General features: G+C 63.4%; 18 protein-coding genes. 5 read left to right on the top strand and 13 right to left on the bottom strand.

The annotated features are described in order from the left end of the window. Positions 1-2 precede the first annotated feature (2 nt). On the top strand, positions 3-1,451 hold the full coding sequence (locus CAG11_RS14945) for a catalase (protein WP_085596894.1): 1,449 nt from the start codon (positions 3-5) through the stop codon (positions 1,449-1,451). 155 nt (positions 1,452-1,606) lie between these two features. Further along, a complete protein-coding gene (gene bfr / locus CAG11_RS14950; RefSeq protein WP_022641324.1) occupies positions 1,607-2,071 on the top strand; it encodes a bacterioferritin in 465 nt (154 codons plus the stop codon). Between the two features lie 84 nt (positions 2,072-2,155). Here the strand turns inward: bfr and uvrA are convergent, their stop codons facing one another. Further along, positions 2,156-4,990 carry an excinuclease ABC subunit UvrA gene (gene uvrA / locus CAG11_RS14955; protein ID WP_085596895.1) on the bottom strand — a complete coding sequence of 945 codons (2,835 nt, stop codon included), beginning with the start codon at positions 4,988-4,990 and terminating at the stop codon, positions 2,156-2,158. A 177-nt stretch (positions 4,991-5,167) separates the two neighbouring features. Here uvrA and CAG11_RS14960 point away from each other — a divergent pair, with 177 nt between their 5' ends. The 3 genes from CAG11_RS14960 to CAG11_RS14970 all read left to right on the top strand — a co-directional run bounded on the left by CAG11_RS14960 (position 5,168) and on the right by CAG11_RS14970 (position 7,645). Then, positions 5,168-6,562 (top strand): MFS transporter, encoded by a 1,395-nt coding sequence (locus CAG11_RS14960; protein ID WP_022641322.1) that lies wholly within the window; start codon positions 5,168-5,170, stop codon positions 6,560-6,562. Positions 6,563-6,571: 9 nt separating this feature from the next. Next, entirely contained in the window at positions 6,572-7,078 is a 507-nt protein-coding gene (locus CAG11_RS14965) for a single-stranded DNA-binding protein (protein ID WP_022641321.1), read from the top strand. Positions 7,079-7,303: 225 nt separating this feature from the next. Further along, positions 7,304-7,645, top strand: a complete 342-nt coding sequence (locus CAG11_RS14970; protein WP_085596896.1) for a hypothetical protein — start codon at positions 7,304-7,306, stop codon at positions 7,643-7,645. 233 nt (positions 7,646-7,878) lie between these two features. On the opposite strand, the gene CAG11_RS14975 is transcribed toward CAG11_RS14970, so the two are convergent. From CAG11_RS14975 to CAG11_RS15030, 12 genes are all read right to left on the bottom strand, one after another. Further along, entirely contained in the window at positions 7,879-8,931 is a 1,053-nt protein-coding gene (locus CAG11_RS14975) for a hypothetical protein (RefSeq protein ID WP_085596897.1), read from the bottom strand. A gap of 14 nt (positions 8,932-8,945) precedes the next feature. Next, positions 8,946-10,766, bottom strand: a complete 1,821-nt coding sequence (locus CAG11_RS14980) for a hypothetical protein (protein WP_085596898.1) — start codon at positions 10,764-10,766, stop codon at positions 8,946-8,948. Positions 10,767-10,769: 3 nt separating this feature from the next. Next, positions 10,770-12,062: a hypothetical protein gene (locus CAG11_RS14985; protein WP_085596899.1), complete on the bottom strand. Its 1,293-nt coding sequence runs from the start codon at positions 12,060-12,062 to the stop codon at positions 10,770-10,772. A gap of 13 nt (positions 12,063-12,075) precedes the next feature. Beyond that, positions 12,076-13,020 (bottom strand): hypothetical protein, encoded by a 945-nt coding sequence (locus CAG11_RS14990; protein WP_085596900.1) that lies wholly within the window; start codon positions 13,018-13,020, stop codon positions 12,076-12,078. Between the two features lie 74 nt (positions 13,021-13,094). Then, a complete protein-coding gene (locus CAG11_RS14995) occupies positions 13,095-15,521 on the bottom strand; it encodes a hypothetical protein (RefSeq protein ID WP_085596901.1) in 2,427 nt (808 codons plus the stop codon). 10 nt (positions 15,522-15,531) lie between these two features. Continuing rightward, on the bottom strand, positions 15,532-16,707 hold the full coding sequence (locus CAG11_RS15000) for a hypothetical protein (protein WP_085596902.1): 1,176 nt from the start codon (positions 16,705-16,707) through the stop codon (positions 15,532-15,534). Further along, positions 16,686-18,131, bottom strand: a complete 1,446-nt coding sequence (locus tag CAG11_RS15005; RefSeq protein ID WP_085596903.1) for an alkaline phosphatase family protein — start codon at positions 18,129-18,131, stop codon at positions 16,686-16,688. The genes CAG11_RS15000 and CAG11_RS15005 overlap by 22 nt, the downstream gene beginning before the upstream one ends. After that, the gene (gene eboE, locus CAG11_RS15010) at positions 18,121-19,359 is read right to left on the bottom strand and encodes a metabolite traffic protein EboE (RefSeq protein WP_085596904.1); all 1,239 of its coding nucleotides are present in this window, start codon (positions 19,357-19,359) and stop codon (positions 18,121-18,123) included. Before eboE ends, CAG11_RS15005 begins: the two co-directional genes overlap by 11 nt. After that, the gene (locus CAG11_RS15015) at positions 19,356-20,240 is read right to left on the bottom strand and encodes a TatD family hydrolase (RefSeq protein WP_022641311.1); all 885 of its coding nucleotides are present in this window, start codon (positions 20,238-20,240) and stop codon (positions 19,356-19,358) included. The genes eboE and CAG11_RS15015 overlap by 4 nt, the downstream gene beginning before the upstream one ends. Before the next feature lie 49 nt (positions 20,241-20,289). Further along, positions 20,290-21,054 carry an EboA domain-containing protein gene (locus tag CAG11_RS15020; RefSeq protein WP_085596905.1) on the bottom strand — a complete coding sequence of 255 codons (765 nt, stop codon included), beginning with the start codon at positions 21,052-21,054 and terminating at the stop codon, positions 20,290-20,292. Further along, entirely contained in the window at positions 21,051-21,935 is an 885-nt protein-coding gene (locus tag CAG11_RS15025; protein WP_085596906.1) for a UbiA family prenyltransferase, read from the bottom strand. Before CAG11_RS15025 ends, CAG11_RS15020 begins: the two co-directional genes overlap by 4 nt. Next, positions 21,932-23,815 (bottom strand): 3-dehydroquinate synthase, encoded by a 1,884-nt coding sequence (locus CAG11_RS15030; RefSeq protein ID WP_085596907.1) that lies wholly within the window; start codon positions 23,813-23,815, stop codon positions 21,932-21,934. The genes CAG11_RS15025 and CAG11_RS15030 overlap by 4 nt, the downstream gene beginning before the upstream one ends. Between the last annotated feature and the right edge of the window lie 359 nt (positions 23,816-24,174).

The following is a 24,174-nucleotide window of genomic DNA, read 5'->3' on the forward strand; positions in this document are numbered from 1 at the left end:
GCATGAGCCAGACCAAAGTTCTTACGACCGCAAGTGGCGCTCCTGTCGCTGACAACCAGAATTCCCGCTCTGCTGGCCCTCGCGGTCCGCTGCTTCTCGACGATTTCCACCTGATCGAAAAGCTTGCCCATTTCAACCGCGAAAACATTCCTGAGCGCCGTGTGCACGCCAAGGGTTCGGGCGCCTATGGCACCTTCACGGTTTCCCGCGACATCACGCAGTACACCAACGCCAAGCTGTTCGAGTCGGTAGGCAAGAAAACCCCGACCTTCCTGCGCTTTTCCACTGTAGGTGGTGAGCGTGGCTCGGCCGATACCGAGCGTGACCCGCGTGGTTTTGCTCTGAAGTTCTATACCGAGGAAGGCAACTGGGACATCGTCGGTAACAACACTCCGGTGTTCTTCATTCGAGATCCGCTGAAGTTTCCGGACTTCATCCACACCCAGAAGCGCCTTCCTCAGAGCAACCTGAAGAGCGCTCAGGCAATGTGGGACTTCTGGTCGCACTCGCCAGAGGCTCTGCACCAGGTCACCATCCTGTTCTCCGACCGGGGTATCCCGGATGGCTACCGTCATATGCACGGTTTCGGCAGCCATACCTATAGCCTGATCAACGCGAAGGGCGAGCGGCACTGGGTCAAGTGGCACTACAAGACCAAGCAAGGGATCAAGAACCTGGCTCCGGCAGAGGCTGCTCGCTTGGCTGGCACCGATCCGGACTACGCCCAGCGTGACCTGTTCGATGCTATCGAGCGTGGTGACTTCCCGAAATGGAGCGTTTGCATCCAGATCATGTCCGAGGCCCAGGCTGCAGCGCACTACGAGAATCCCTTCGATGTGACCAAGACCTGGTCGCAGAAGGAGTTCCCGTTGATCGAGGTGGGTGAACTGGAATTGAACCGCAACCCGCTTAACTACTTCGCCGAGGTCGAACAGGCGGCGTTTGGTCCAAGCAACATGGTTCCCGGTGTCGGCCTGTCGCCAGATCGCATGCTGCAGGGCCGGGTGTTTGCCTACGCCGATGCGCATCGCTATCGCGTTGGTACCAATCACCAGCAACTGCCGGTGAATGCGCCGCTGAGCCCGGTCAACAGCTACCAGCGCGATGGAGCGATGGCGTTTGGCACCAATGGTGGCGCAGCGCCGAATTACGAGCCGAACAGCTACAGTGACGCGCCGAAGCAAGCACCACGTTATGCAGAGCCAGCGCTGGCTCTGAGTGGCGCAGCCGATCGCTACGATCATCGTGAGGATACGGACTACTACAGCCACGCAGGCGCTCTGTTCCGTCTCATGGATGACGGGCAGAAGGCTTTGTTGATCAACAACATTGCTGGCGCCATGGCCGGCGTTACAGCCGATGTAGTGCAGCGTCAGTTGCAACACTTCTTCAAGGCTGATCAAGCCTATGGAGAAGGTATTGCCAAAGCCTTGGGCGTATCGCTCAAGTAAGTCTAAATAAGAAGCAGAACCGCCCTCATTTGGGCGGTTTTTGCGTTATTTGTACTGCTTTTCTCAGATAATCTTCACTTTTCATGCTGTTTTTGAGTGACCTGCGAGTCAGCTTGGTTCAAACTATCCACTTTCAAGCAGGGAGATGTAGGGCGATGCAAGGTCATCCCGACGTAATCGATTACCTCAACACGTTGCTGACGGGAGAACTGGCAGCACGCGACCAATATTTCATTCATTCGCGGATGTACGAAGACTGGGGCTTCACCAAGCTCTATGAGCGCATCAACCACGAAATGGAGGAAGAGGCACAACACGCTGATGCCTTGATCCGCCGCATCCTGATGCTCGAAGGCACGCCGCGCATGCGTCCTGACGACCTCGACACTGGCACCACTGTGCCGGACATGCTGGCCAGCGACCTGCGCCTGGAATACAAAGTGCGCGCTGCACTGTGCAAAGGCATTGAGTTGTGCGAACTGCACAAGGACTACATCAGCCGTGACATCCTGCGGGTCCAACTGGCGGACACCGAGGAAGACCACACCTACTGGCTGGAAAAGCAACTGGGTCTGATCAAGTCCATCGGCCTGGAGAACTATCTGCAATCGCAGTTCTGATCGCAGGCGGCGTTGGCCTTTGGCGAACGCAAGAAATAGAAAAGCCCCTGGCGCCCTAAGGTGCCAGGGGCTTTTTCATGGGCCTCAGGCCCGGTCGCGGATCAGTAACGGCTTCAGATAGTGCCCGGTGTGGGACTGAGGCATCTCGGCCACCTGTTCCGGTGTACCCACCGCGATGATCTGGCCGCCTTTGGAACCACCTTCCGGACCTAGGTCCACCAGCCAGTCTGCGGTCTTGATCACATCCAGGTTGTGCTCGATCACCACCACGGTGTTGCCGTGGTCGCGCAGGCGGTGCAGGACATCCAGCAACTGCTGGATATCCGCGAAATGCAGGCCGGTGGTCGGTTCGTCGAGGATATACAAGGTCTTGCCGGTATCGCGCTTGGACAGCTCACGGGACAGCTTGACCCGCTGCGCCTCACCACCGGACAAGGTGGTGGCCGATTGCCCGAGCTTGATATAGGACAGGCCCACATCCATCAGGGTCTGCAGCTTGCGCGCCAGGGCTGGTACCGGATCGAAGAACTCCCGCGCTTCCTCGATGGTCATTTCCAGGACCTCGTGGATGCTCTTGCCCTTGTACTTGATCTCCAGGGTCTCGCGATTGTAGCGCTTGCTCTTGCACACATCGCAGGGCACGTAGATGTCCGGCAGGAAGTGCATCTCCACCTTGATCAGGCCATCGCCCTGGCACGCCTCGCAACGGCCGCCCTTGACGTTGAAGGAGAAGCGTCCAGGGCCGTAGCCGCGGGAGCGAGACTCCGGCACGCCAGCGAACAGCTCGCGGATCGGGGTGAACAACCCGGTGTAGGTGGCTGGGTTGGAACGGGGCGTGCGACCGATCGGGCTTTGGTCGATGTCCACCACCTTGTCCAGATGCTGCAGCCCATTGATGCTGTCGTGCGGTGCGGCTTCCAGGGTGGTGGCGCCGTTCAGGGCGGTGGCGCTCAGTGGGAACAGGGTGTTGTTGATCAGCGTCGACTTGCCCGAGCCGGATACCCCGGTGACGCAGGTCAGCAGGCCGATTGGAATCTCCAGGTCGACATTGCGCAGATTGTTGCCACGGGCGCCCTTGAGGGTCAGGGACAGCTTCTTGTTGCGCGGCGTGCGCTTGGCCGGGACCACGATCTTCACCCGCCCCGACAGGTACTTGCCGGTCAGGGAATCCGGGTGCTGCATGACCTCGGCCGCGGTGCCTTCGGCGACGATCTGGCCGCCATGCACTCCGGCTCCCGGGCCGATATCCACCACATAGTCGGCCAGGCGGATGGCGTCTTCGTCGTGTTCGACCACGATCACCGTGTTGCCGATATCCCTCAGATGCTTGAGGGTGCCCAGCAGGCGATCGTTGTCCCGCTGGTGCAGGCCGATGGATGGCTCGTCGAGGATGTACATCACCCCCACCAGGCCGGCGCCGATCTGGCTGGCCAGGCGGATACGCTGGGCCTCACCGCCGGACAGGGTATCGGCACTGCGGTCCAGGGTCAGGTAGTCGAGCCCGACATTGACCAGGAACTGCAGGCGCTCGCGGATTTCCTTGAGGATCTTGTCGGCGATCTCGCCACGGCGCCCGGTGAGCTTGATGGTACCGAAGTAATCGGTGGCATCGCCGATAGGCAGGCTGGTGACGGCCGGCAGGGTCTTTTCTCCGACCCACACATGCCGCGCCTCGCGACGCAGCCGCGTACCCCGGCAATCCGGGCAGGGCTGGGTGCTGAGGAACTTGGCCAGTTCCTCACGCACGGTGGCCGACTCGGTTTCGCGGTAGCGGCGCTCCAGGTTCGGTACGATGCCCTCGAACGGATGGGAGCGCTTGACGATGTCGCCTCGGTCGTTCAGGTACTTGAAGTCGACGTTCTGCGTGCCGCTGCCATTGAGGATGACCTTCTGCTGGTCGGCCGGCAGCTGGTTGAACGCAACCTCCAGGCTGAAACCATAGTGGGCGGCCAATGAGCCGAGCATCTGGAAATAATAGACGTTGCGCCGGTCCCAGCCGCGTATCGCGCCTTCGGCCAGGGTCAGTTCGCCATTGACCAGGCGCTTGATGTCGAAGAACTGCTTGACCCCCAGGCCATCGCAGGTCGGGCAGGCACCGGCCGGGTTGTTGAAGGAAAACAGCTTGGGTTCCAGCTCGCTGATGGCATGGCCGCAGATCGGACAGGCGAAGCGGGCGGAGAAGATCATTTCTTCCCCGGGCTCGTCGTCCATCGGCGCCACCAGGGCAATGCCGTCCGCCAGTTTCAGGGCCGTCTCGAAGGACTCAGCCAGGCGCTGCTGCAGGTCTGCCCGCACCTTGAAGCGGTCGACCACCACATCGATCGAATGCTTCTTCTGTTTATCCAGCTTCGGCAGCTCGTCCAGTTCGAACAGCTTGCCGTTGACCCGGGCGCGAACGAAGCCCTGGGCTCGCAGCTCCTCGAATACCGACAGGTGCTCACCCTTGCGCTCGCGGATCACCGGCGCCAGCAACATCAGCTTGCTGCCCTCGGGCTGGGACAGCACCAGGTCGACCATCTGGCTGACGGTCTGGGCTTCCAGCGGGATATCGTGGTCCGGGCAGCGCGGAGTACCGACGCGGGCATAGAGCAGGCGCAGGTAGTCGTAGATCTCGGTGATGGTGCCGACCGTCGAGCGCGGGTTGTGGGAAGTGGATTTCTGTTCGATGGAAATCGCCGGGGACAGTCCTTCGATGGTGTCCACATCGGGCTTTTCCATCATCGACAGGAATTGCCGGGCGTAGGCCGACAGCGACTCGACATAGCGGCGCTGGCCTTCGGCGTACAAGGTGTCGAAAGCCAGGGATGACTTGCCGGACCCAGACAGACCGGTGATGACGATCAACTTGTCCCGGGGCAGGGTCAGGTCGATGTTCTTCAGGTTGTGGGTGCGGGCCCCACGAATCAGAATCTTGTCCAAAAGAGGCCTCGATCGGCGGGCGTAAAGGCAGGAGTATAAAACTAAATACTGGATGGATGCACACTATCGGCGGCGGTTTTTCGATCGCCGGGAAGGGCTGCGCGGCAAAGCGTCGCCATATATCCCCTCAATCGATCGGACTGGTAGAATCGCCGCCGGTTCATACGAGGTTATTCCATGCACGATCCCCACAGCGAACGCATGAGTGGTGGCGAGACCCGCGCGGCAAGCGGCCTGGCCCTGGTGTTCGCCTTCCGTATGCTTGGCATGTTCATGGTGTTGCCGGTCCTGGCGACCTATGGAATGGATCTGGCGGGTGCCACCCCGGCCCTGATCGGCCTGGCGATCGGCGCGTACGGCCTGACCCAGGCGTTGTTCCAGATTCCCTTCGGCATCATTTCCGACCGCATCGGGCGGCGCCCCGTGATCTACCTGGGCCTGATCGTGTTCGCCCTGGGCAGCGTGCTGGCAGCCAACGCGGATTCCATCTGGGGCGTGATCGCCGGACGTATCCTGCAGGGCGCGGGAGCGATTTCCGCGGCGGTGATGGCGCTGTTGTCCGACTTGACCCGCGAGCAGCACCGGACCAAGGCCATGGCCATGATCGGCATGACCATCGGTCTGTCCTTCGCCGTGGCGATGGTGGTCGGCCCGCTGCTGACCCGTAGCTTCGGTCTTTCGGGGCTGTTCCTGGCCACCGGCGCCATGGCCCTGGTGGGTATCCTGATCATCGCCTTCATCGTGCCGCGTTCTACCGGCCCGCTGCAGCACCGCGAGTCTGGCGTGGCGCGCCAGGCCCTGGTTCCGACGCTCAAGCACCCCGACCTGTTGCGCCTGGACCTGGGCATTTTCGTGCTCCACGCGATGCTGATGTCGAGCTTCGTCGCATTGCCCCTGGCCCTGGTGGAAAAAGCCGGCTTGCCCAAGGAGCAGCATTGGTGGGTGTACCTGACCGCGCTGCTGATTTCGTTCTTCGCCATGATCCCGTTCATCATCTATGGCGAGAAGAAACGCAAAATGAAACGAGTTCTGCTGGGCGCGGTCAGTACGCTGCTGCTCACCGAGCTATTCTTCTGGGAGTTCGGCAACGGCTTGCAAGCGCTGGTGATTGGCACCGTGGTGTTCTTCACCGCTTTCAACCTGCTGGAGGCTTCCCTGCCATCGCTGATCAGCAAGGTCTCGCCGGCGGGCGGCAAGGGGACGGCGATGGGGGTGTACTCCACCAGCCAGTTCCTCGGTTCGGCATTGGGCGGCATCCTCGGCGGCTGGTTGTTCCAGCATGGCGGTTTGTCGGTTGTGTTCCTCGGATGCGCAGGTCTGGCTGCACTCTGGCTGGCCTTTGCTGTTACCATGCGCGAGCCCCCGTATGTGACGAGCCTGCGCTTGCCGTTATCGCCCGAAGCGATCCGCGAAGCCGGCCTGGTCGAGCGCCTGAAGGCTGTCGCAGGGGTAACAGATGCCGTGGTGGTGGCCGAGGAGGCTGCCATTTACATCAAATTGGACACCGAATTATTGGATCGCGCGACCCTCGAGCAGCTGGTCAATCCAGCGCCGTCGTCGCGCGAAGCCTAGGAGAACGTTATGGCCCGTGGGGTTAACAAAGTCATATTGGTCGGCACTTGCGGCCAGGATCCCGAAGTTCGCTACCTGCCTAACGGTAACGCCGTGACCAACCTGAGCCTGGCCACCAGCGAACAATGGACCGACAAGCAGACCGGCCAGAAGGTCGAGCGTACCGAGTGGCACCGTGTATCGATGTTCGGCAAGGTCGCCGAGATCGCCGGCGAATACCTGCGCAAGGGTTCCCAGGTGTACATCGAAGGCAAGCTGCAGACCCGCGAGTGGGAAAAAGACGGCATCAAGCGCTACACCACCGAGATCATCGTCGACATGCAGGGCACCATGCAGCTGCTGGGCGGCCGTCCTCAACAGGGCGACCAACAGGGCGGCGGCAACAACTACCAGCAGTCCGCACCTCGCCAGCAGGCACCACGTCCGCAACAGGCTCCGCAGCGTCCAGCGCCACAACAGCCTGCTCCGCAGCCGGCACCGGACTTCGACAGCTTCGATGACGATATTCCGTTCTAAGCTGCTCCCCGGAACTTCTCTCTGAAGTCTCCTGCGAAAACCCCCGCCTAGCGGGGGTTTTCATTTCTACCCGACGTACAAACCCCCGGTGCGTCGGCAGGCGCCCGGGGACATGAGCAAGACACCATGGATGGAGGTCTTGCATGAGGCGCTGCAAGCTGCTGACCGGAACTATCGTGGATGAGCTGCCAGGCCGCCATCCGGTGATAGGCGTGGATACCGGCATTGCGGGACACCAGGGGCGGTGACCGCTTCGTCGTCAGGGGCCTGGTGCGCAGCTTCTATCTGCTCCAGCTCGCGGCCTTGCTGAATGCCGTGGGGGCCCGTTGCGGGCAGTTGGCGATTGCCTGGTGGATCCTGCACAAGACGGGCGATGCGCTGCTGTTTTCCGCCTCCGTCGCCATTGCCACCTTCGCCGATGTCTTGTCCCGGGCCTTGTGCGGCTGGCTGGGCGATGAGTATGACCGCCAGCGCCTGCTGGCGTCATTCCCTTCGGTGTCCTGGTCGGTGGCGCACTCGCCGAGACGTTGGGCGCAAGCGCAGCCATGGCAGTGCTCGGCTTGCTGATCGTCCTGGCCGTGACGCCCTGCATGTTCTGCAGGGCGCTGGTCCGGGTGCTGGGCATGAACGATGATCGACTCAGGAATGCCTGCAACGACCTCTGCCCCGGGGCTTTCGCAGATTGACGCAGGGGGGCGCTGGCCCTCACCGCTCGAGCATCGCTGATGCGCTGTGCGCTGCGGTCCGCTGAAGGCAGCCGTAGCGCACAGCCAGTTCAGCCACTTTGGCCGACCGGGCTCTTACAGCGCCACCCGCCGCAGGCAGCCAGCCAGGGCCACCACCCGCTGGTCCGGCGTGGGAATCGCCCGGCCACTCAGGCCCATGCCCTCGCTAACCAGCACCGCGCCCTCGACACAACACAGGTTGGAGGGCGTATCCAGGCCACTGGCCAGAACCTGCACGCTGCGCTGTTGCAGGTCGCAGCGCAGCAGGCGCCCGCTGAAACGGGCGAATCCGCCGTGCAAGGCCTCGCCGGACCAGTCGGGCTGCAAGGGCTGCAACAGCCGGTCGCACAACTCCAGCACCAGGATCCGCCCTTGCGGGTCCAGGGCCAGCCCGGTGGGTAATTGCAGCCCGCGCACCAACACCTCGATCCGTCCGTTGTCGGGCCAGGCCCGGATCACCTGGCCGACCTTGTCGGCGAACTCGATACCCAGGCGCGCCGGGTCGTGGCGCAGTTCGCCGGAAAACAGGCTGATCAGCACCGCCCCGCTCTGCGGTTCGTACACCAGGGTTACCGGCACGGCTTCCTGGCCCTGGTCCAGGTCGGGCAATTGCGCCAGGACCTGTTCGCCGTCATCGACGAACTCCACCAGTTGGTTGGTATCGGGCTTGACCGCCAGCCAGCTGCGACGCCCAGGGTGGTAGCACAGCGAGTTGAGGTTGCCGCGGCTGTGGAATACCGGTTCGGGCGGGCTGTATTGCAGGTCGACGAGCTTCGAGCCGGCGACATAGTCGGTCTGGCTGGCCAGGCAACGCCCGGCTCCCAGGGCGATGTCCGACAGGCCCATGATTTCATCGCGCAACATCCGCGACTGCATGTTCATCGAGCGAAAGCCCTGGGCCAGTACCTCGGGGGGCAAGTACTCGCCGGGAGCTTGCGGGTTCGGGCGCAGGCGGCTGATGCGCCCACTGAAGGGCTGGTCTGCCAGCCCCGAGCCGGCTTCGGCCAGCAGCAGGCTGCCATCTTCCTGGAGGCAGACGCCACGAGGGTTGAGCAGGCCGTGGGCAACGATCTGGCTGGGCCGCAGTTGTTGTTCCGGCTGTGCGGGGATATGCAGGGCAACAGGCATGGGCGTCTTCTCCTTCAAGGCTGCCATGGGGTGCCGTTGAGCCAGGCGGTGAGCAACGCGCGCTGGCTCGGCGACATCGAGCGCACCACCGACATGTACAGCGTGGTGTTCTGGTAGTCGGGAGAGATCCGCGCGAGGATCGCCTGCTTGGCCCCCATTACCGCGTCGGGCTGGTTGAGCTGGATGTAGCGCGACATGGCCGGGAAGGCCAGGTAATGAAAGCGCAGCACGTTCTCGTACACCTGCTCCCAGGTGACCTGGCTGCCGGCCGGGATGCCGAAATCGGTGCGCGAGTATTTGCGGAAGTTGCTGTAGGTCGGATAGGTGGTGTCGTTGTTGATGATGTAGGTCAGCGTGGTGAAGCCGGCCAGGGCGCTGGAGTCGCTCTGCGGGCTGATGTTGAAGCTCACCGAGGACTGGCCAGCCGGTACCGTCAGCGAGTTCGGGAACTGCAGGAAATCCCAGTACTGCTTGCCCTGGTAAGTGTTGGTCGCCGCCGCCGCGATGCCGATCTGTATGTCCTTCGGCATCGGTCCTCCAAGATAGCGAGCTTGCAAGGTGACCTGGATGCTGCGGTCGTTGGGATCGAAGTAGCTGTTGCGCTGATCGGTGTAGACCCGGTAGGCAACCTCGCGGGCGGACATCGGTGGATTCTGGGAAGTTCCGGGGGCACTGACATTCAGGGGATTGTTCTGGACCCGCTGCAACTGGGTCATGTTCAGCGGTAGATCAAGAATGCCGCCGTACAGGTAGTAGTCGAACAGCATCGGATCGCTGGGTTGGTAGAGCGCCAGCGGCGTATTGCCAGCCGCGATGGTGATGGGACCGTAGTCGGCGTTCGGGCCGATGGGGCTGGTGATGTCGTCGCGCCGGGCCCTGAAGGTCTGCTTGGGGACCAGGTTGACCATGTCCAGGCTCAGCAGGCCATTGGCGACCTCGGCATAGGCGACGCTGCCGATGTTCTTGTCGGTATTGACCAGTTGCCGGCCCGGCGGGCAGATCTGCGGCTCGTTGGCATAGGCGGTGGCCAGTGTACCGATGACCCGGCCAATGCTCGGGTTGGGGCTGAACTGATTGGCCGCGTAGTCGGCGTTCAGTTGCGCGGTGGTCAAGGTCGGGCACATTTCGAACATCACGAAACGCAGGACCAGGCCGGTGGCGCGTGGATCCTCGATCAGCGCCTTGAGCCCGGGGCTGGCGTGGTTGTAGCTGACGATGCTGCTCAGCGGGAACGTCAGCTGGAAGGTGCCGCTGCCATGGAAGGAGCCGGGCGAGTCCATGGTTCGCGGCAGCAGTACCCGGGTATTGACGTCGAAGCTGCTGCACACGCTGTCCCAGCGGATCAGCAGTTGGGGCGTGTCGCCATCGCCGATCTGCAGGCCACCGACGAAAATCTGCGTGGTGGTGGTCGCCGTCGGGTCCAGGTCGACCATCATCGGTCCCGAGTAGGGGCCTTGCCCTGTGCCGGGGACCAGGGAACCGAGCAGGTACACCGGTTGGCCGACCAGGTCGCCGCTGGGCTCGATGTTGCCCGGGGTGCCCTGGGAGCTGATCCGTGCATTCTGCAGGCTCACCACATGGTCGCCGTAGTGGTTCCAGCCGCCGGCGGTGTAGCGGCTCTGGGGACCGATCTCGGGGTCGGGAGCGTTGATCAGCGCATACAACTGGTCATCGCTATAGCCCTGCGCGGCGGGAGCCACCACCGAGTTCGTCAGGTCGAACAGATCCATCGTGCTGGTCGCGCCGGTTGGCAGGGTCGGCGAGTTGTTGGGCACGCTGACATCGGTGGAGATACCGCCCCAGAAGTTCAGCCGGGGTCCGTTCAATATGCTCATGGTCTAGTCCTTGGCCTGGTGGCTGGCGGTTGCTGGGGCTTGGGCGAAGCGGAACACGTAGGAGAAGTCACTCTTGCTGAAGCTGTTCAGCGGGGTCGCCATGGTGTGGCAGTTCATGCAGCTGCTACTGGGCTGGATATAGGCTTCCATGGTGACGTTGGCCGACAGCGATGGCGTCGGCGCGCCCAGCGGGTTGCCCGGGTTGTTGGGCTGCTGTGGGCGCTGGGTGGTGATCAGCTGGTAGTTCTTGAACACGCTGGATTGCACCGGCGGACTGCTCTGGAACTGCCCGTTGACCTGCTGGGTGCCCGGGGTGATCGGGGTGTAGCGGTTCAGTGGGTCCGGGGTCTTGAAGCTGGCGCCGGGCTTGGGCTGGCACACCATGCCCGAGTTCACCGGTTGCCAGTTGCAGGGCGACTGGTTGACCTTGTTCGCCGGGGCCGAAGCATCGTAGTAGGAGTAGAAGACGCCGGCTGCCGGCTGATCCACCCACTGGTTCCCTTGCTGGACCTTGGGCGGCACGTTGTCGACCTGCTCGAAGGTCGACCACACCCACTGCGGGAAGCCATCCACCTTGGTGATGATGTGCAGGCCCACCAGTCCCAGGTTGGCGTCCATCACGCCAATGGGCTTGCCCTGGTCGTCGAACTTCGTGACCTGGGCCTGCATCGTCAGGTAGCGGCTGGTGTCGTCGCTGGCGGTCATGATGCGCCAGCTGGACTTGACCTCCGTGGCGTTGCTGGGGAACTTGATGCTCTTGGCCGCCTCGACGATATCGGCGTTGTAGAACTGGTTGTCGACGATGTAGCTGTAGGACACCTGGTTGGTGGCGATGTCGTAGTAGGTCGGGTTCTGGCGCTGGTCGATCAGCCAGCCACCCACGGCCTGCAGGTCCGATTGCACCACCTGGTTGTTCTTCACCGCGGCGATGTTGATCAGGCTCAGGCTCCGGGCTTTCGGCGGGGTATCCCAGGGGCCTGGGTCCTGGCCGTCAGGCAGGAAGGTCTCGGCGACGCTCTTATAGCTCTGCCACACGGTATCGCCAGCGCTGCCCAGGGGCTTGTTGCAATCCGGGGAGCCGCGCTGCCCGGCCAGGGCCGGCCAGTTCAAGGCGATGAACAGCTGCCAGCTGTATTGATCGAAGGCCTGCTGCGACGCCCCGGCCGCAGGGACCACCGGCAGCGGCGGGCACTGGCCGACGGTCTGCGAGGTCGCTGCCGTCGGCTGCAGGGCACTGGCCGGAAGGCTGGCCGCGACCAACAGCAGCAGCGCGGTGAAACGGCTCCAATGATTCATGAGGCGGCTCCTGTCACTGCGAAATGGGCGCGAGTTGGTTCCACTGCGGCCGTGCACCGTTCTTCAGCGATGGCGGTGGGGTGAAGAGCTGGCAGTCCGGCGGGTTGGACGGGCACATCTGCGCCACCTGGTCCCAGGTCTTGGCCGGGTCCGGCTTGGCGTTGCTCCAGTTGCGGTAGTTCTGGCTGACGATGGGGGCGTTGGCCACGCTGGCATCGCCGGAGAAGTAGAACGACTGCGGGTGCTGGTAGGCCGGCTGGCCCGGGCCGTCGCTGGTGGCCTGCTTGTTGAAGGCATAGCCGAACAGGATCGGTGGCTGGCCCTGGGGTTTGAGCTCCAGGGCATAGGCCAGCACGCTGCCGCCCAGGTTCTGGCTGCGGCTGGCGCTGTAGGGCAGGTGCTTGACGAAGTCCTGGCGCGGCGGATGGTTCATTGGCGAGAACATGCAGCAGGCCGGCATGTCCTTGGGGCGGTCCTCGGGGTAGGTGAGGAAGTAGGCCTTGTTGCCCAGGGAGACGAAGGAGCAGGTGTAGTTGTTGTCCTTGATCGGGAAGATCGGCAGACAGTACTTCTCGTAGTGCTCCATCATCGCCCCGGTGCCGTCGCCGTCGGCCGGTACATAGGTGTTGTCGTAGTAGCTGGTGCCCTGGGACACCGTGTAGTCGCTCGGTTGCAGGGTGCTGGGCGGGCTGCTGTAGGGCGGCTGGTTCTTCTCGTAGTTGTTGGTGACCCGGTACATGGTCCAGTCGCTGATCCAGGTCGCGGGGAACTGCGGGTCGGCCGGCTCACCGGCCTTGCGCTTGGCGATGCAGTTGTTGTTCAGGGCGGTGCAGCCCTTGGTGTTGTGCACGCCCATGTTGAAATACACGTTGTCGCCGTTCTGGCCGGCCAGTACCGCCTGGCTGGCGCAGAGCAAGGTGGCGGCTGCCAGCAGGTGCCTGAAGATACGGATTCGCATCGCAACGCTCCTTGGGATGGACCGGGCGCGCATCTCGCGCTCGGCATCCGTTCAGTGATGATCGTGATTGGGGCTCACGGGCACTCGGTGATGTTGAGCTCCTGGGGCGGGTATCCCTGTTTCACCAACTGGTTGGCCCAGGTTTCCAGCACCCTGCGCCGGCTTTGCGGCAGATCCCGGGTGATGGGCATCGCCAGGGTGCTTTCCTCCTGGTACTTCTGGCTGATCAGGCGGGTGAACTGCTCGATCGCCCCTTCGATGCGCTGCAGCGAGTCCAGCGGCATGAACTTGTTCATGATCGGGTACAGGTAGTAGAAGGGCCGGAGGATCCTGGGAAAGATGAACTGGTTCCAGATCCGCACGTTGGAGTCGGTGTACTTGCACACCTGGTTCCAGGTCTCGACGAACTCCTCGAGCAGGTTTGGTTCCTCCGGTAGCACCCGGATCGGTGCCAGGAAGTCGATGTAGGCGTCATTGACGTTGAAGCTGAACGACACCGGTTCATCCGCCAAGAAGAAGCGCAGGGTCGGGAAGCCAGGTGCTGTGCCTTTTACCGAGATCTGCGCCACCCCTTGGTCGTCGGTCTCGATCAGCGCCACGCTGTAGTTCACGTTGATGTTCGAACCATCCAAGGGGGTTTGCTGGGGCTGACCGCCGACGAGTTGCAGGCAGGCCTTCAAGGACAAGGCCGAGGGCTGGCCGAGGAACGCCTTGTAGGTGATCGGCACGGACGCTTGCTTCTTGGCCTTCGACAGGGCCTGGAGCCTGCGACCACTGCCCACGGCCAGAAGGTTGGCAGTAACCGGGCTGTTGACGAACCGCGGCAGGTTCTCGGTGTTTTGACTGCGATCCCCCGGAAAGTCATTGATCAGGGTGAAATCGACTTCATCGTTGGTGAACCCCAGGTAGTAGCTACTGGTGGTCGCGCTGAAGGCGTTGTTGTATTCGGCGACTCGCAGCCGGGTGCCCTTGGGCGCAGGCTTGCCGTTGCATTGCACCATGATCTTCAGGGTCAGCGGCTGGGGATCGCCGACATTGATGAAGCTGCCGCTTTCGATGACCTCGGCGGTCCAGGTCTGTTGCGCGGCGGCGACCAGTGTCGGGGAACTGCCCTGCAAGTGCAGCTCTAGCCGGCCTTCCTGCTTCAGCTGCTCCTGGGCCTGCGGGCTCAGCGGCAGGTCGAGCAGACCGGCCCGCTTGTCGTACTCGCTCTGGCGGTAATGCTCGAAACCGAAGCTGGCCAGGGTAATGGGCGTCGGGCTGTCCGTGGTGCGATAGACCACGTCGTAGCTGCCGACGTTGAACTTGCCGGGAACCGGGACCCCCTTGTTCGCCTCAACGATCGCTGGAGGCACCAGAGGATCGTCACCGACCGGAAAGAACGGAAAGGTATTGCCCAGGTCCAGGGACAGTACATCGCCGTTGGCCTGGGCGCTGATGACACCGAGGGTGACCGTCTGATCCCGGGTCGGCGGGTAGATGATCGAGTCGCCCGGAACCGCCTTGAAGAACGGGACCGGCTCCTTGGGAGCCAGGCGCAGCCCGGCCGGCGCCGTGGGGTATTCCTTGTCGGCGAACCACAGGCCCAGCGTACCGACGGTACGGCTATAGGCCGGGTTGTAGAAGATATCGGCCACGTTGTTCAGGCCCTTCTGGTACATGTCATGCATCGCCTGCAGGGCCGCTTCACTCTTGGAGTGGCTGTTCACCGGCGGGAAGTCGTTGAAGATGCCGTTCAGGTCGTAGAAGGTCAGGAAGGTGGTGAATCTGAACATCAGGCCCTGGGCGCCTTGTTTATTCATCTGCTCGAACAAGGTTTTCAACAGTACGGAATTGCCGGCGTTCCATTGCAGGGTCTCTTTCGGGAAGCAGGTCTGCCAGGTGGTGGTCACGTAGTTCAGGCCACCAAAAGTCCCCCAGTTGAAGTTAAGGAAGCGGTCGAGCATGCGGTACTGGCGCGGCATGACCAGCCCGCACTGATCATCGCCGATGGTCATGTTGTCGAAATACAGCGCGGTAAAGGTGTTCTGCCAGGGGCTGATATCGACGAAGCGCGCGGGGGTCGGTTCGGTACCGCCGAAGGGGGCGCCATAGAACTGGTAGCCCTTGTCGATCAGCGCGTCGTTGGAAATATAGCTGTTGGCCTGGAACTCACCGCCAACGATGGTCGAGCGAATGTTCTTGTAGTCGACCGTGCCGCAGGAGTTATCGCCGAACAGGTCCCATTCGGCGGGAATCATCGGATAGCCCTTTGGACTGCCGTTACCGGGCACCTGCAGGACATAGTCCGGCACCTCCTCGTACTTCAGGCCCGTGATCATCCAGGGCAGCAGCTTGCTGCTGGCGTTGGCATCGTTGATGCCGAATTTGTTGAGAAACTTCCAGTTCATGCACATGTTCACCGCGTCGTACAGCGGGAATACGTCGTTGTTGTTGGCGGTTGGCGGGTTCCAGTACATGTGGCCGTTGAAGTAGATCCGTGGAAAGTTCAAGACGCTCATGAGCTGCTCCTTAGCGTTGCCATTGGGCGCGTTTCAGCGACCAGACATAGTCCAGTTTGTGGTAGCCATCGAAGTCGGAAGGCGGCAGTACGGCGGTGGGGTAGACGATGCCGTCGTTCTGCGGGATGGCGAAGTCGAAGAAGGTGTTTTTCTTGATGGCGGCGGTGTTATGGCAGGCCAGGCACGAGGAACTGCTCTGGAAGGCCGACTCCAACTGCGAGTTGGCCAGCAGCTTGGGCTCTGGATTATCGGGGTTGTACTGCACGCCAATGAGCTCGTAGTTGGCCAGCGTCGGGTTCTGCTGCTGGAACTGCGGATTCACCTTCTGGGCGGCCTCGGTCGGACCGGTGGTGTTGGTCATTGGCTGCGGCTTGGGCTGGTTGGTCACGGTGTAGTCGGGGTTGTGGCGGTTCTCGAAGGTGGTCCAGACCCAACCCTCGGTCAGCTTGTTGATCACATGCATGCCGCTGAGCCCGGCAAAACCTGTGTGGTAGTTGCCCATCTTGTCGATGTAGAAGCCCTGGGCGATGTAGTAGCCCTGGGTGGCGAGTTGCTGCTTGAAGGTGGCATCGCCACCGATCCACAGCCAGGAGGTCTTCAGTTCCCAGGCGGTGGCGGGAAACACCAGGTCGGTGGTCAGGGTGGAGAGGCCGTTACGGTTGTAGACCTTCTGATTGACGATGTAGTTGTAGGTCTGCTCGCCCATCAACAGGTGGAAGCGCACGGGCTGGCCAGCCTGCGCCGGTGGCGCCTTGTTGCCCATGTAGAGGGCCAGGCCGTCGACCTGCTGGATGCCGTTGTTGGTGCTGCCGTCACGGTCGTCGCCCAGGTTGAGGAACAGCCCGTTGGGGTCCATTCCGGGGATGCCACCGGCTGCCTGGGTCACCTCGACCGGAACGTTGGCAGGCATGTTGTACGGCAGGGGTGGTCCGCCGTTGCTGAGGTACACCTCGTTGGAGGGTTTGAAGGATTCCCAGAGCAGTTGTGAGCTCTTGGATGGATCGGGCTTGTTCAGGCATACGAACCAGTTCCAGGCCATGGTGTCCGGGTCTTGCTGGAAGGACTTGAAGGTGCCCTCCCGGTCACCCGCGAAATTGAGGAAGTCTTTGCATTCGAAAGTGCTGGCTGCCTGGGCTTGCGCGAGGCAACCCAGCATACCGAGCACTATAGGGATGGTTCGCCGCATGGAATCTCCTTGGCCTGAGCCGTATCGTCATAGGGGCGCCCTAGGAAATGCGCTAGGAGCAGGTGCTTTACCGCAGTGGCCGGTAACTGCTCCGGCAGTGGTAAATCACAATCGGTGATCAACAAGGGGCCGACCTGCTCGCTGCTCGGCAAGCGTCCATGGCTGCCGCGAATCAGTCCGGTGTCCAGGGGGATCAAGTCCATGTAGTAGCGAAAGCCGAGCTTCTTCTGCAGCAGGCGGCGCGCCACTCGCATCTTGGGAAAGCGGATCGCCGGGTCGACGAACAGCTCCAGTGGGTCGTAGCCCGGCTTGCGGTGGATATCCACGGTGCGGGCGAAGTCCGGGGCCAGGCGGTCGTCCAGCCAGTAGTAGTAATCGAACCAGAAGCCCGGTGCGGCCACCGCCACCAGCTCGCCGCTGCGCGGATGGTCGAGCTGCCAGGCCCGCTGCTCGTGCTTGTCCAGCACCTGCTCGATGCCGGGCTGGCGTTGCAGCAGCGCCTTGACCCGGGCGATGTCTTGCGCACGGTGCACATACACGTGGGCAATCTGGTGGTCGGCCACCGCAAAGGCAGCGCTGGCGCCGGGGTCCAGCAGCTCCCAGGCCACCGAGTGGCGCACTTGCAACAGGCCCTGTTCGCGCAGGATGCGGTTGATGGAGATCGACTGCTGCACCGCCTCGATGCCGTATTCGGAGACCAGCATCACCGCCGCGTCCTGGGCCCGGGCGAAGTCCAGCAAACGCCCGACCTCATGGTCGATGGCCCGCACTTCGTCGGCGATGGACGGGTGCTCGGGCCCTACCCGTTGCAGGCTGTAGTCCAGGTGCGGCAGGTAGACCAGTTGCAGGTCGGGACGGGTGATCTGGAACTCGGCCATGGCGCAGTCGACGATCCAGCGGCTGGAGGCGATCCCGGCGGCCGGCCCCCAGAAACCCGGGAACGGAAACTCGCCGATCTGCTGCTCGATGCGCTGGTGCAGGTCCGAAGGGGAGGAGTACAGGCCGAACAACTTGCGCCCGTCGGCCGGGTAGTGGGGGCGCGGGGTGATCGCGGCGTCCACCTCGGCGTACATGTTGAACCACCAGAACAACTGGCTGCAGCGCAGGCCGGGGATCTCCCGTTGCAGGGCCTGCCAGACCTTTTCGCCCTGGACCAGGGCGTTGGGTTGCAGCCAGAAGCGCACTTCGGCCTGGTCGCGAAAGTACCATCCGTTGCCGACGATACCGTGCCCCGAAGGGGGCAGGCCGGTGATGAACGAAGCTTGTACCGTCGAAGTCACCGCCGGGAAAACCGGGCGCAGCGTGGCCATCCGCGCCCTTTGCAACAAGGCGTTGATCCGTGGCGTGGCCGCTCCCAGCAGGCTGGGGGTCAGGCCCACCACGTTGATCAGCAGCAGCGGCTGGCGGGCGCGCTCAGTTGGCATGGGCGGGGCGCTCCAGGGGGCTGGATTGGACACGCAGCAACTGGCGCTGGCGCAGTTGCCCCTCGACCCACTGCAATTCCGCGGCAATACCCCGCAGCAGCGCCTGCTGGCCATCCGGACGCAGGGTGTCGGGCAGCACGTTCCAGCTGTAGGTCTCGACCTCCAGCACCGGTTGGAAATGCGGATGCTCGGCGAGGAAGTCGAAGGTGCGCAGCAGGGCCTGCTGGCTGCCGTGAAGCTCGGCCAGCAGGAACTGCTCGCTGAACAGCGGCACATGGAAATGGATCCGCAGCTCCGGGCATTGTCCCAGCGCCGGCGCCGTTGCCTTTAGTGCAGCGGGCAGGTCGGCCCAGGCCAGCAGTTGCCCGCTGGCATCCCGGGCCTTGACCTGATGCAGGTAGGTGGCTTCGACGAAGTTGCCCAGGGCCTGCAGGACCTGCTCGCGGCGCCGGCGATCGGCGAATGGCAGCTGGCAGACCAGGGCGTTGGACAGCTGGATCTTGCCCACCGGTACCCGGGCCGCCAGCAGGCGTTCAAGGGCTTGGTAGCAGTCTTCGAACATCACCGCCTGGTGGCAGACATCGAAGCACAAGGCCAGGTAGCCGTGATGGGGATCGACGCTGCGCCAGTGCTTGAAGAAGGCGATGGCCTGCTCGGTATTCTCCAGCACGCAGTCCGGCTCCATCTCCAGGCACACCAGGATCCGCTTGCCGCTCTGGCGATGCAGGCTGGCCAGTTCGGCGGTCAGTTGCCGCAGTTGCTCCTCGGCCTGCTGTTGCTGGGCCGGGCCCCAACTGGCGGCATAGCCCAGGGGCACGCTGGAGATCACCCCCTGGTGACAGTCCAGGGGCAGCGCGGCAGCCAGCAAATGGGCCAATTGCAGGCTGTATTCCAGGCGCGGCGGCTCGGCCCAGGTTGGCCGGTAGACCTCGGCCTTCACCACGCCCTCATGGAACTGGCCATAGGGGAAGCCATTGAGCGAGGTCAGGCGCAGCCCGCACTCGTGCAGCAGGTCGAGGAAGGTCTCGCGGGCCTCTGGCTGCTGCAACTGGGCGGCGGCCCGGGCGCTGATCCATAGGCCGCTGTCCTGGACCGCCAGCCCCCGCTGCCGGCGCACGCCCTGGAACTGTCCCTGGATCGACGCCCGCAGGGCCGCGAGGTCCGGCGCCGGGTGCACGTTGCCGCAATAGCCCAGTTGCGCAGCGCTCCAGCCGCTCCGGCTGCTCATTTGACCACCGGCTCCTGGCCCCGCAGGGCAGAGTTGTCTTGCCACTGGCGACGCTGGTCGATGGGCAGCGCAGTGCTGACCAACTGCTTGTCCAGTTGCCCGCTCTGGGCGAAGAAGTCCACCGGGTTGTGGAACAGCACCTGCTCCACCTGGGCTTCGCTGAAGCCGGCGGCAAGCATCGCCTGCCCGGTCTTGGGCACCTTGAGCGGGTCGCTGATGCCCCAGTCGGCGGCGCTGTTGACCACCATCTTCTCGGTGCCGTACTGCTGCAGCAGGGCCACCATGCGCTGCTCGGACATCTTGGTGTTGGGGTAGATGGAGTGCCCGCGCCAGCAGTCGCTGTCCAGCACCAGGGGCAGGGTCAGTTCGTTGAGGTGGTCGATGATCACCAGGTGTTCGGCGATCCCCACCTCGCGGATCACCGCCAGGGTGCGCTTGGTGCCGCCGATCTTGTCCCGGTGCGGGGTGTGCACCAGGACCGGCAGGTTGAATTGCCTGGCCAGTTCGAGCTGGGCAGCGAGAAAGCGATCCTCTTCGGGGGTGATGTCGTCGTAGCCGATCTCGCCGACGGCCACCACGCCGTCCTTGACCAGGTAGCGCGGCAGGATCTCCAGCACCTCGTTGGCCACCGACAGGTCGTTGGCCTCCTTGGGATTCAGGCCGATGGTGCAGAAATGGTGGATGCCGAACATGCTGGCGCGAAAACGCTCCCAGCCCAGCAGGGTGTCGAAGTAGTCGATGAAGCTGCCGACGCTGGTGCGCGCCTGGCCTTGCCAGAAGGCCGGCTCGATGACCGCGGTGATGCCGGCGGCGGCCATGTTCTGGTAGTCGTCGGTGGTGCGGCTGACCATATGGATATGCGGATCGAAATACTTGGCCATGGTGAATCCCTGAGGTAGTGGTGGAGGAAGCTCGATAGGTGCGGGCGCTTCAGGTGCCAGGCGGGAAATGCCCCAGCCAGTGCGCCGGCAGGCGCTGCTGCTGGCAGAAGCCGCGCAAGCGCTGGAGTTGGGCCGGGCTCAAGAGCTCGAAGGCGATGGCCCGGGGCAGGCTGTCGTTGACGCTGCGACCCGCGGCCAGTTGTTCTTCCATGTGCTCCAGGGCCAGCTGGTTGAGGTCGACGCTGCGCCGCTGTTCCAGGCCGGCGATGCGCCCGCAGTCCAGGCCCATGCCCAGGGTCTTGAGCAGCAGCTGGTGGAAGGCCCGGCCTTGGTAGTGGCGGGCGACGAAGGGGTTGTCCAGGGCGATGGCGGCGAACACCTCGCGGTTGTTGGTGCGCCCCGCCTGCAGTGCCAGCTCCAGGCTGCGGCCCTGGTTGTCGAGGTCGTCCAGGACCTTGAGCAGCACGCATTTCTCCTGGTCGTCGCCCCACAGGAACAACTGGCGCAGCAGCGGCAGCTGTCCTGCGGCGCCTTGCTGTTCGAGCAGTTGTCCCAGCAGCACTGCACGGGCCAGTTGGGCCAGGTTCCAGCCCGGGGCTTGCGGCACCGGCGTATCGCCAAGCCGGCGCGGGCATTGGGCGCTGAGCAGTACCAGGGTATTGGCCGATGGCTGGCTGGCCAGTTGCTCCAGGGCTTGCCGCCACCAGTGGCGGGTGTCGCTGTGCAGTTGCTGCTCCAGCAACTGGCGGCGCTGGGCAAAGGCCTCATGGCGCATGGCCAGGGCTGGCGAGGAAGCGGTGACGTCCATGTTCATGTCGGCTTGATCCAGCGTTGAAGGTGGGGCAGCAGGAAGAACACCAGCACGCACAGCAGGCTGCCCAGCGGCTGGTGGGCCAGGGCCAGTACCAGGGCATCGAATAGCGGCAGGGCTGCCAGTCCTGCTCCGATGAAGGCACGGATCTGCCGCTGGCGCGGATTGGCCAGGTGGCGCTGGTAGTGCCAGCCCAGCCAGCCCAGCCACAGCAGCAGTACCAGCCAGAACGCGCTGTTGTCGGCATAGGCAGCCAGGGCCAGGGGGCTGAGCATCAGCAACAGCGGCAGGCGGCTGAGCAACTGGTTGCGGTGTTCCAGGCGGGCCAGGCAGGTCAGGCCGGCGATGTAGATGCCCAGCAGCGCGGCGCACAGCCACAACGGCTGCGGCGGCATGGCCAGGCTGGCGGCGGCGGTCAGGTACAGGGCCGAGCGGCAGCCGCCCATCAGCCAGACGCTATGGGGGTACTTCTTGTGCAGCAGGTCGTAGGCCAGGATGAACAGCAGCAGCAACCCAGCGCTGGCCAGCAGCCAATGGGGCTGGGCGATCAAGTGGCTGAGGCCGAGCACCGCCAGGGCCGCCAGCGATAGCAGGGCGGCGATGGCCAGGCTCACCTGGGTACTGCTGACCAGCCCCAGGACGATCGGCCGCGGGTTCTGGTGGCGGCGGTCCCAGTCGGCGTCGAGCAAGTCATTGAGCAGCATGCCCGCCAGGTACAGCGCCGACAGCGCCACCAGCAGCAAGGTCCAGACCAGCGGCGAGGGCGGGGCCAGGGTCGTCGCGCTGCTGGCCAGCAGGGCCGCGGCTGCGGCGTTGGTCCACACCGTCGGCAGGTTGGAGACTCGGCCCAGGGTCAGCCAGGTGGTCAGGGGCGACTGGCTCATTGCGCGCAGCCCTCGGTCCAGGCGAAGTCCGGGCCATGGCTGCCGGCCAGGCGCGCCAGGGCCTGCTCCATCAGCGGCAGTTCGATGTGATGCAGGTCGATGGACTGTCCCAGGCGCTTGAGCATCGGGATCGACAACTGGCCTCCCAGGTGCTGGCGGAACTCTTCCAGCCCTTGCAGCACCAGCGAGCGGCCCTGGGCATCCTTGAGGTTCAGCTCCGCAGGGCACAGGTTGAAGCCCAGGCGATCGAGCAATTGCAGCAGGCGCCGGGTCTCGGCATCACTCAGCAGGCCGCTGGCATTGGCGTAGAGCGCGTCCAGGGCCATGCCCACGGCCACCGCCTCGCCATGGCGCAAGCGGTGCTGGCTGAGGTTCTCCAGCTTGTGGGCGGCCCAGTGGCCGTAGTCCAGCGGCCGGCCGTTGCCCCGCTCGAAAGGATCGCCGGCGCCGGTGATATGCCCCAGGTGCAGCTCGGCGCAGCGACGGATGGCGTAGCGGCTGGCGCTGTGCTCGAAACCGGCCAGGGCCTCGGCCTGTTCCTCCATCCACTGGAAGAACGGCGCGTCCTTGATCACCGCCACCTTCACCGCCTCGGCCAGCCCGGCGACCTGGTCGCGCGGTGAGAGGCTGAGCAGCAGCTGGAAGTCGTTGATCACCGCCGTGGCCGGGTAGAAGGCGCCCAGAAGGTTTTTCTGGGCGAAGGCATTGATGCCGTTCTTCACCCCGATGCCGGCATCGTTCTGCGCCAGCACCGTGGTAGGAATGCGGACCAGGCGCATGCCCCGGTGGAACGTGGCGCAGGCGTAGCCCACGGCATCGAGCACCGCCCCGCCACCCAGGGCCAGGACGTGGCAATGACGATCCAGGCCATGTTCGAGCATGTGCGCATACAGCTGTTGCAGCACGTCTGGGGTCTTGCACAGCTCTCCGGCCGGCACCGCGATCGGCGCGGCCTTCAGGTACAGCTCGGGGGCATGGGCGCTGAAGTAGTCGCAGATCTGCTGGGCCAATTGCGGGCAGCAGTGCAGCAGTTGTTCATCGGCGAAGACCAGCACCGTGGCGCGTGCGCCGCTCGTTTGCAGCAGTTGCTGGCGCAGGCAGGGATTGTCGACCTGGAACAGGTGGTCGCTGAAGAGCACCGGGTAGTGGTAGCTGACCTCGAAGCGCCCCTCCAGTACCTCAGGCTGGGCGATGCGGGGTTGCATGGGGCGTGGCTTGAACAGGCTGCGGGCGCCGAGGAACAGGCCCGGCAGCACCATGCTCGCGAGGATGGTCGCCAGCAGGGCGTTCTGTTCCACCAGCAGGCTGCCGATGGCGGCGTAGGCCAGGGCCAGGCCGGCATTGGCCAGGGTCGTGACCAGCAGGAACTGGCGCAGTGGGTAGCGTTGCATACCGGCGGCCAGTACCGAGGTTTCCGCCAGTACCGGAACTCCCCGCAGGCAGATCAGCGACCAGGTGCTGAGACGGTAGGCCATCTGCCCGGGCTGCCAGGTACGCAGGCCCAGCCAGCTGGACAGCAGGCGGAAGTAGCCGGCGCCCAGCCAATAGCCCAGTGCTGCGCCCAGGCACAGGCCGACGAAGATCACCAGGTAGCCGCCGATGGCACCCAGGGCGGCCACCGCCAGCAGTGCCACCAGGCTCGAAGGCACCGGCAGTAGTACATCCAGGGCCAGCAGCGCCACCAGCAGCAGGGCGAGGCTGGTGCGTTGCACGGGATCGTCGGGGAGGAAGTTGCCCAGATGTTCGAGCAACTGCTGGATCTGCTCTTCGAACAGCAGGAAGCTGGCGATCACCAGGACCGAGAAGACCAGCAGTGAGAGCCAATAGTTTTCAGCTGTACCCTTCAACGAAAAGGCACGAGGCAACGAACTACGTTTCATCAAGCATCCCTCTTGATTGAAATGACCGATTCCATGTCGATAGTGCGAATTCGAGCGTTCGGGTAGTTGCTTCCTCGGCTGGTTTCTTATTGGTTTTCTAGCGGCTGAAGAGCACTTCAGTGGCGAGTAGCTATCAAGTTAGCCAAGGCCTTGGTTTTTGCAAGCAAGGCGAATGAACTGGCTCATAACGCAGTTTTATGGCTCGCAGGGAAACTATTCTGAAAAGATCTTAGGGTGGGTTTCGGCTAGCAGGGCCGGGGGTATTGGTGAGAATGAAAGTTGAAGGTCTTCAAGCGATATCGATACTAACGATTAGCAGGCTATTGAATAGCTGGCTTGTTTTTAATTCAATTTAATTG

This window comes from Pseudomonas sp. B6(2017) (assembly GCF_002112765.1).
Taxonomy (GTDB): Bacteria; Pseudomonadota; Gammaproteobacteria; order Pseudomonadales; family Pseudomonadaceae; genus Aquipseudomonas; species Aquipseudomonas piscis.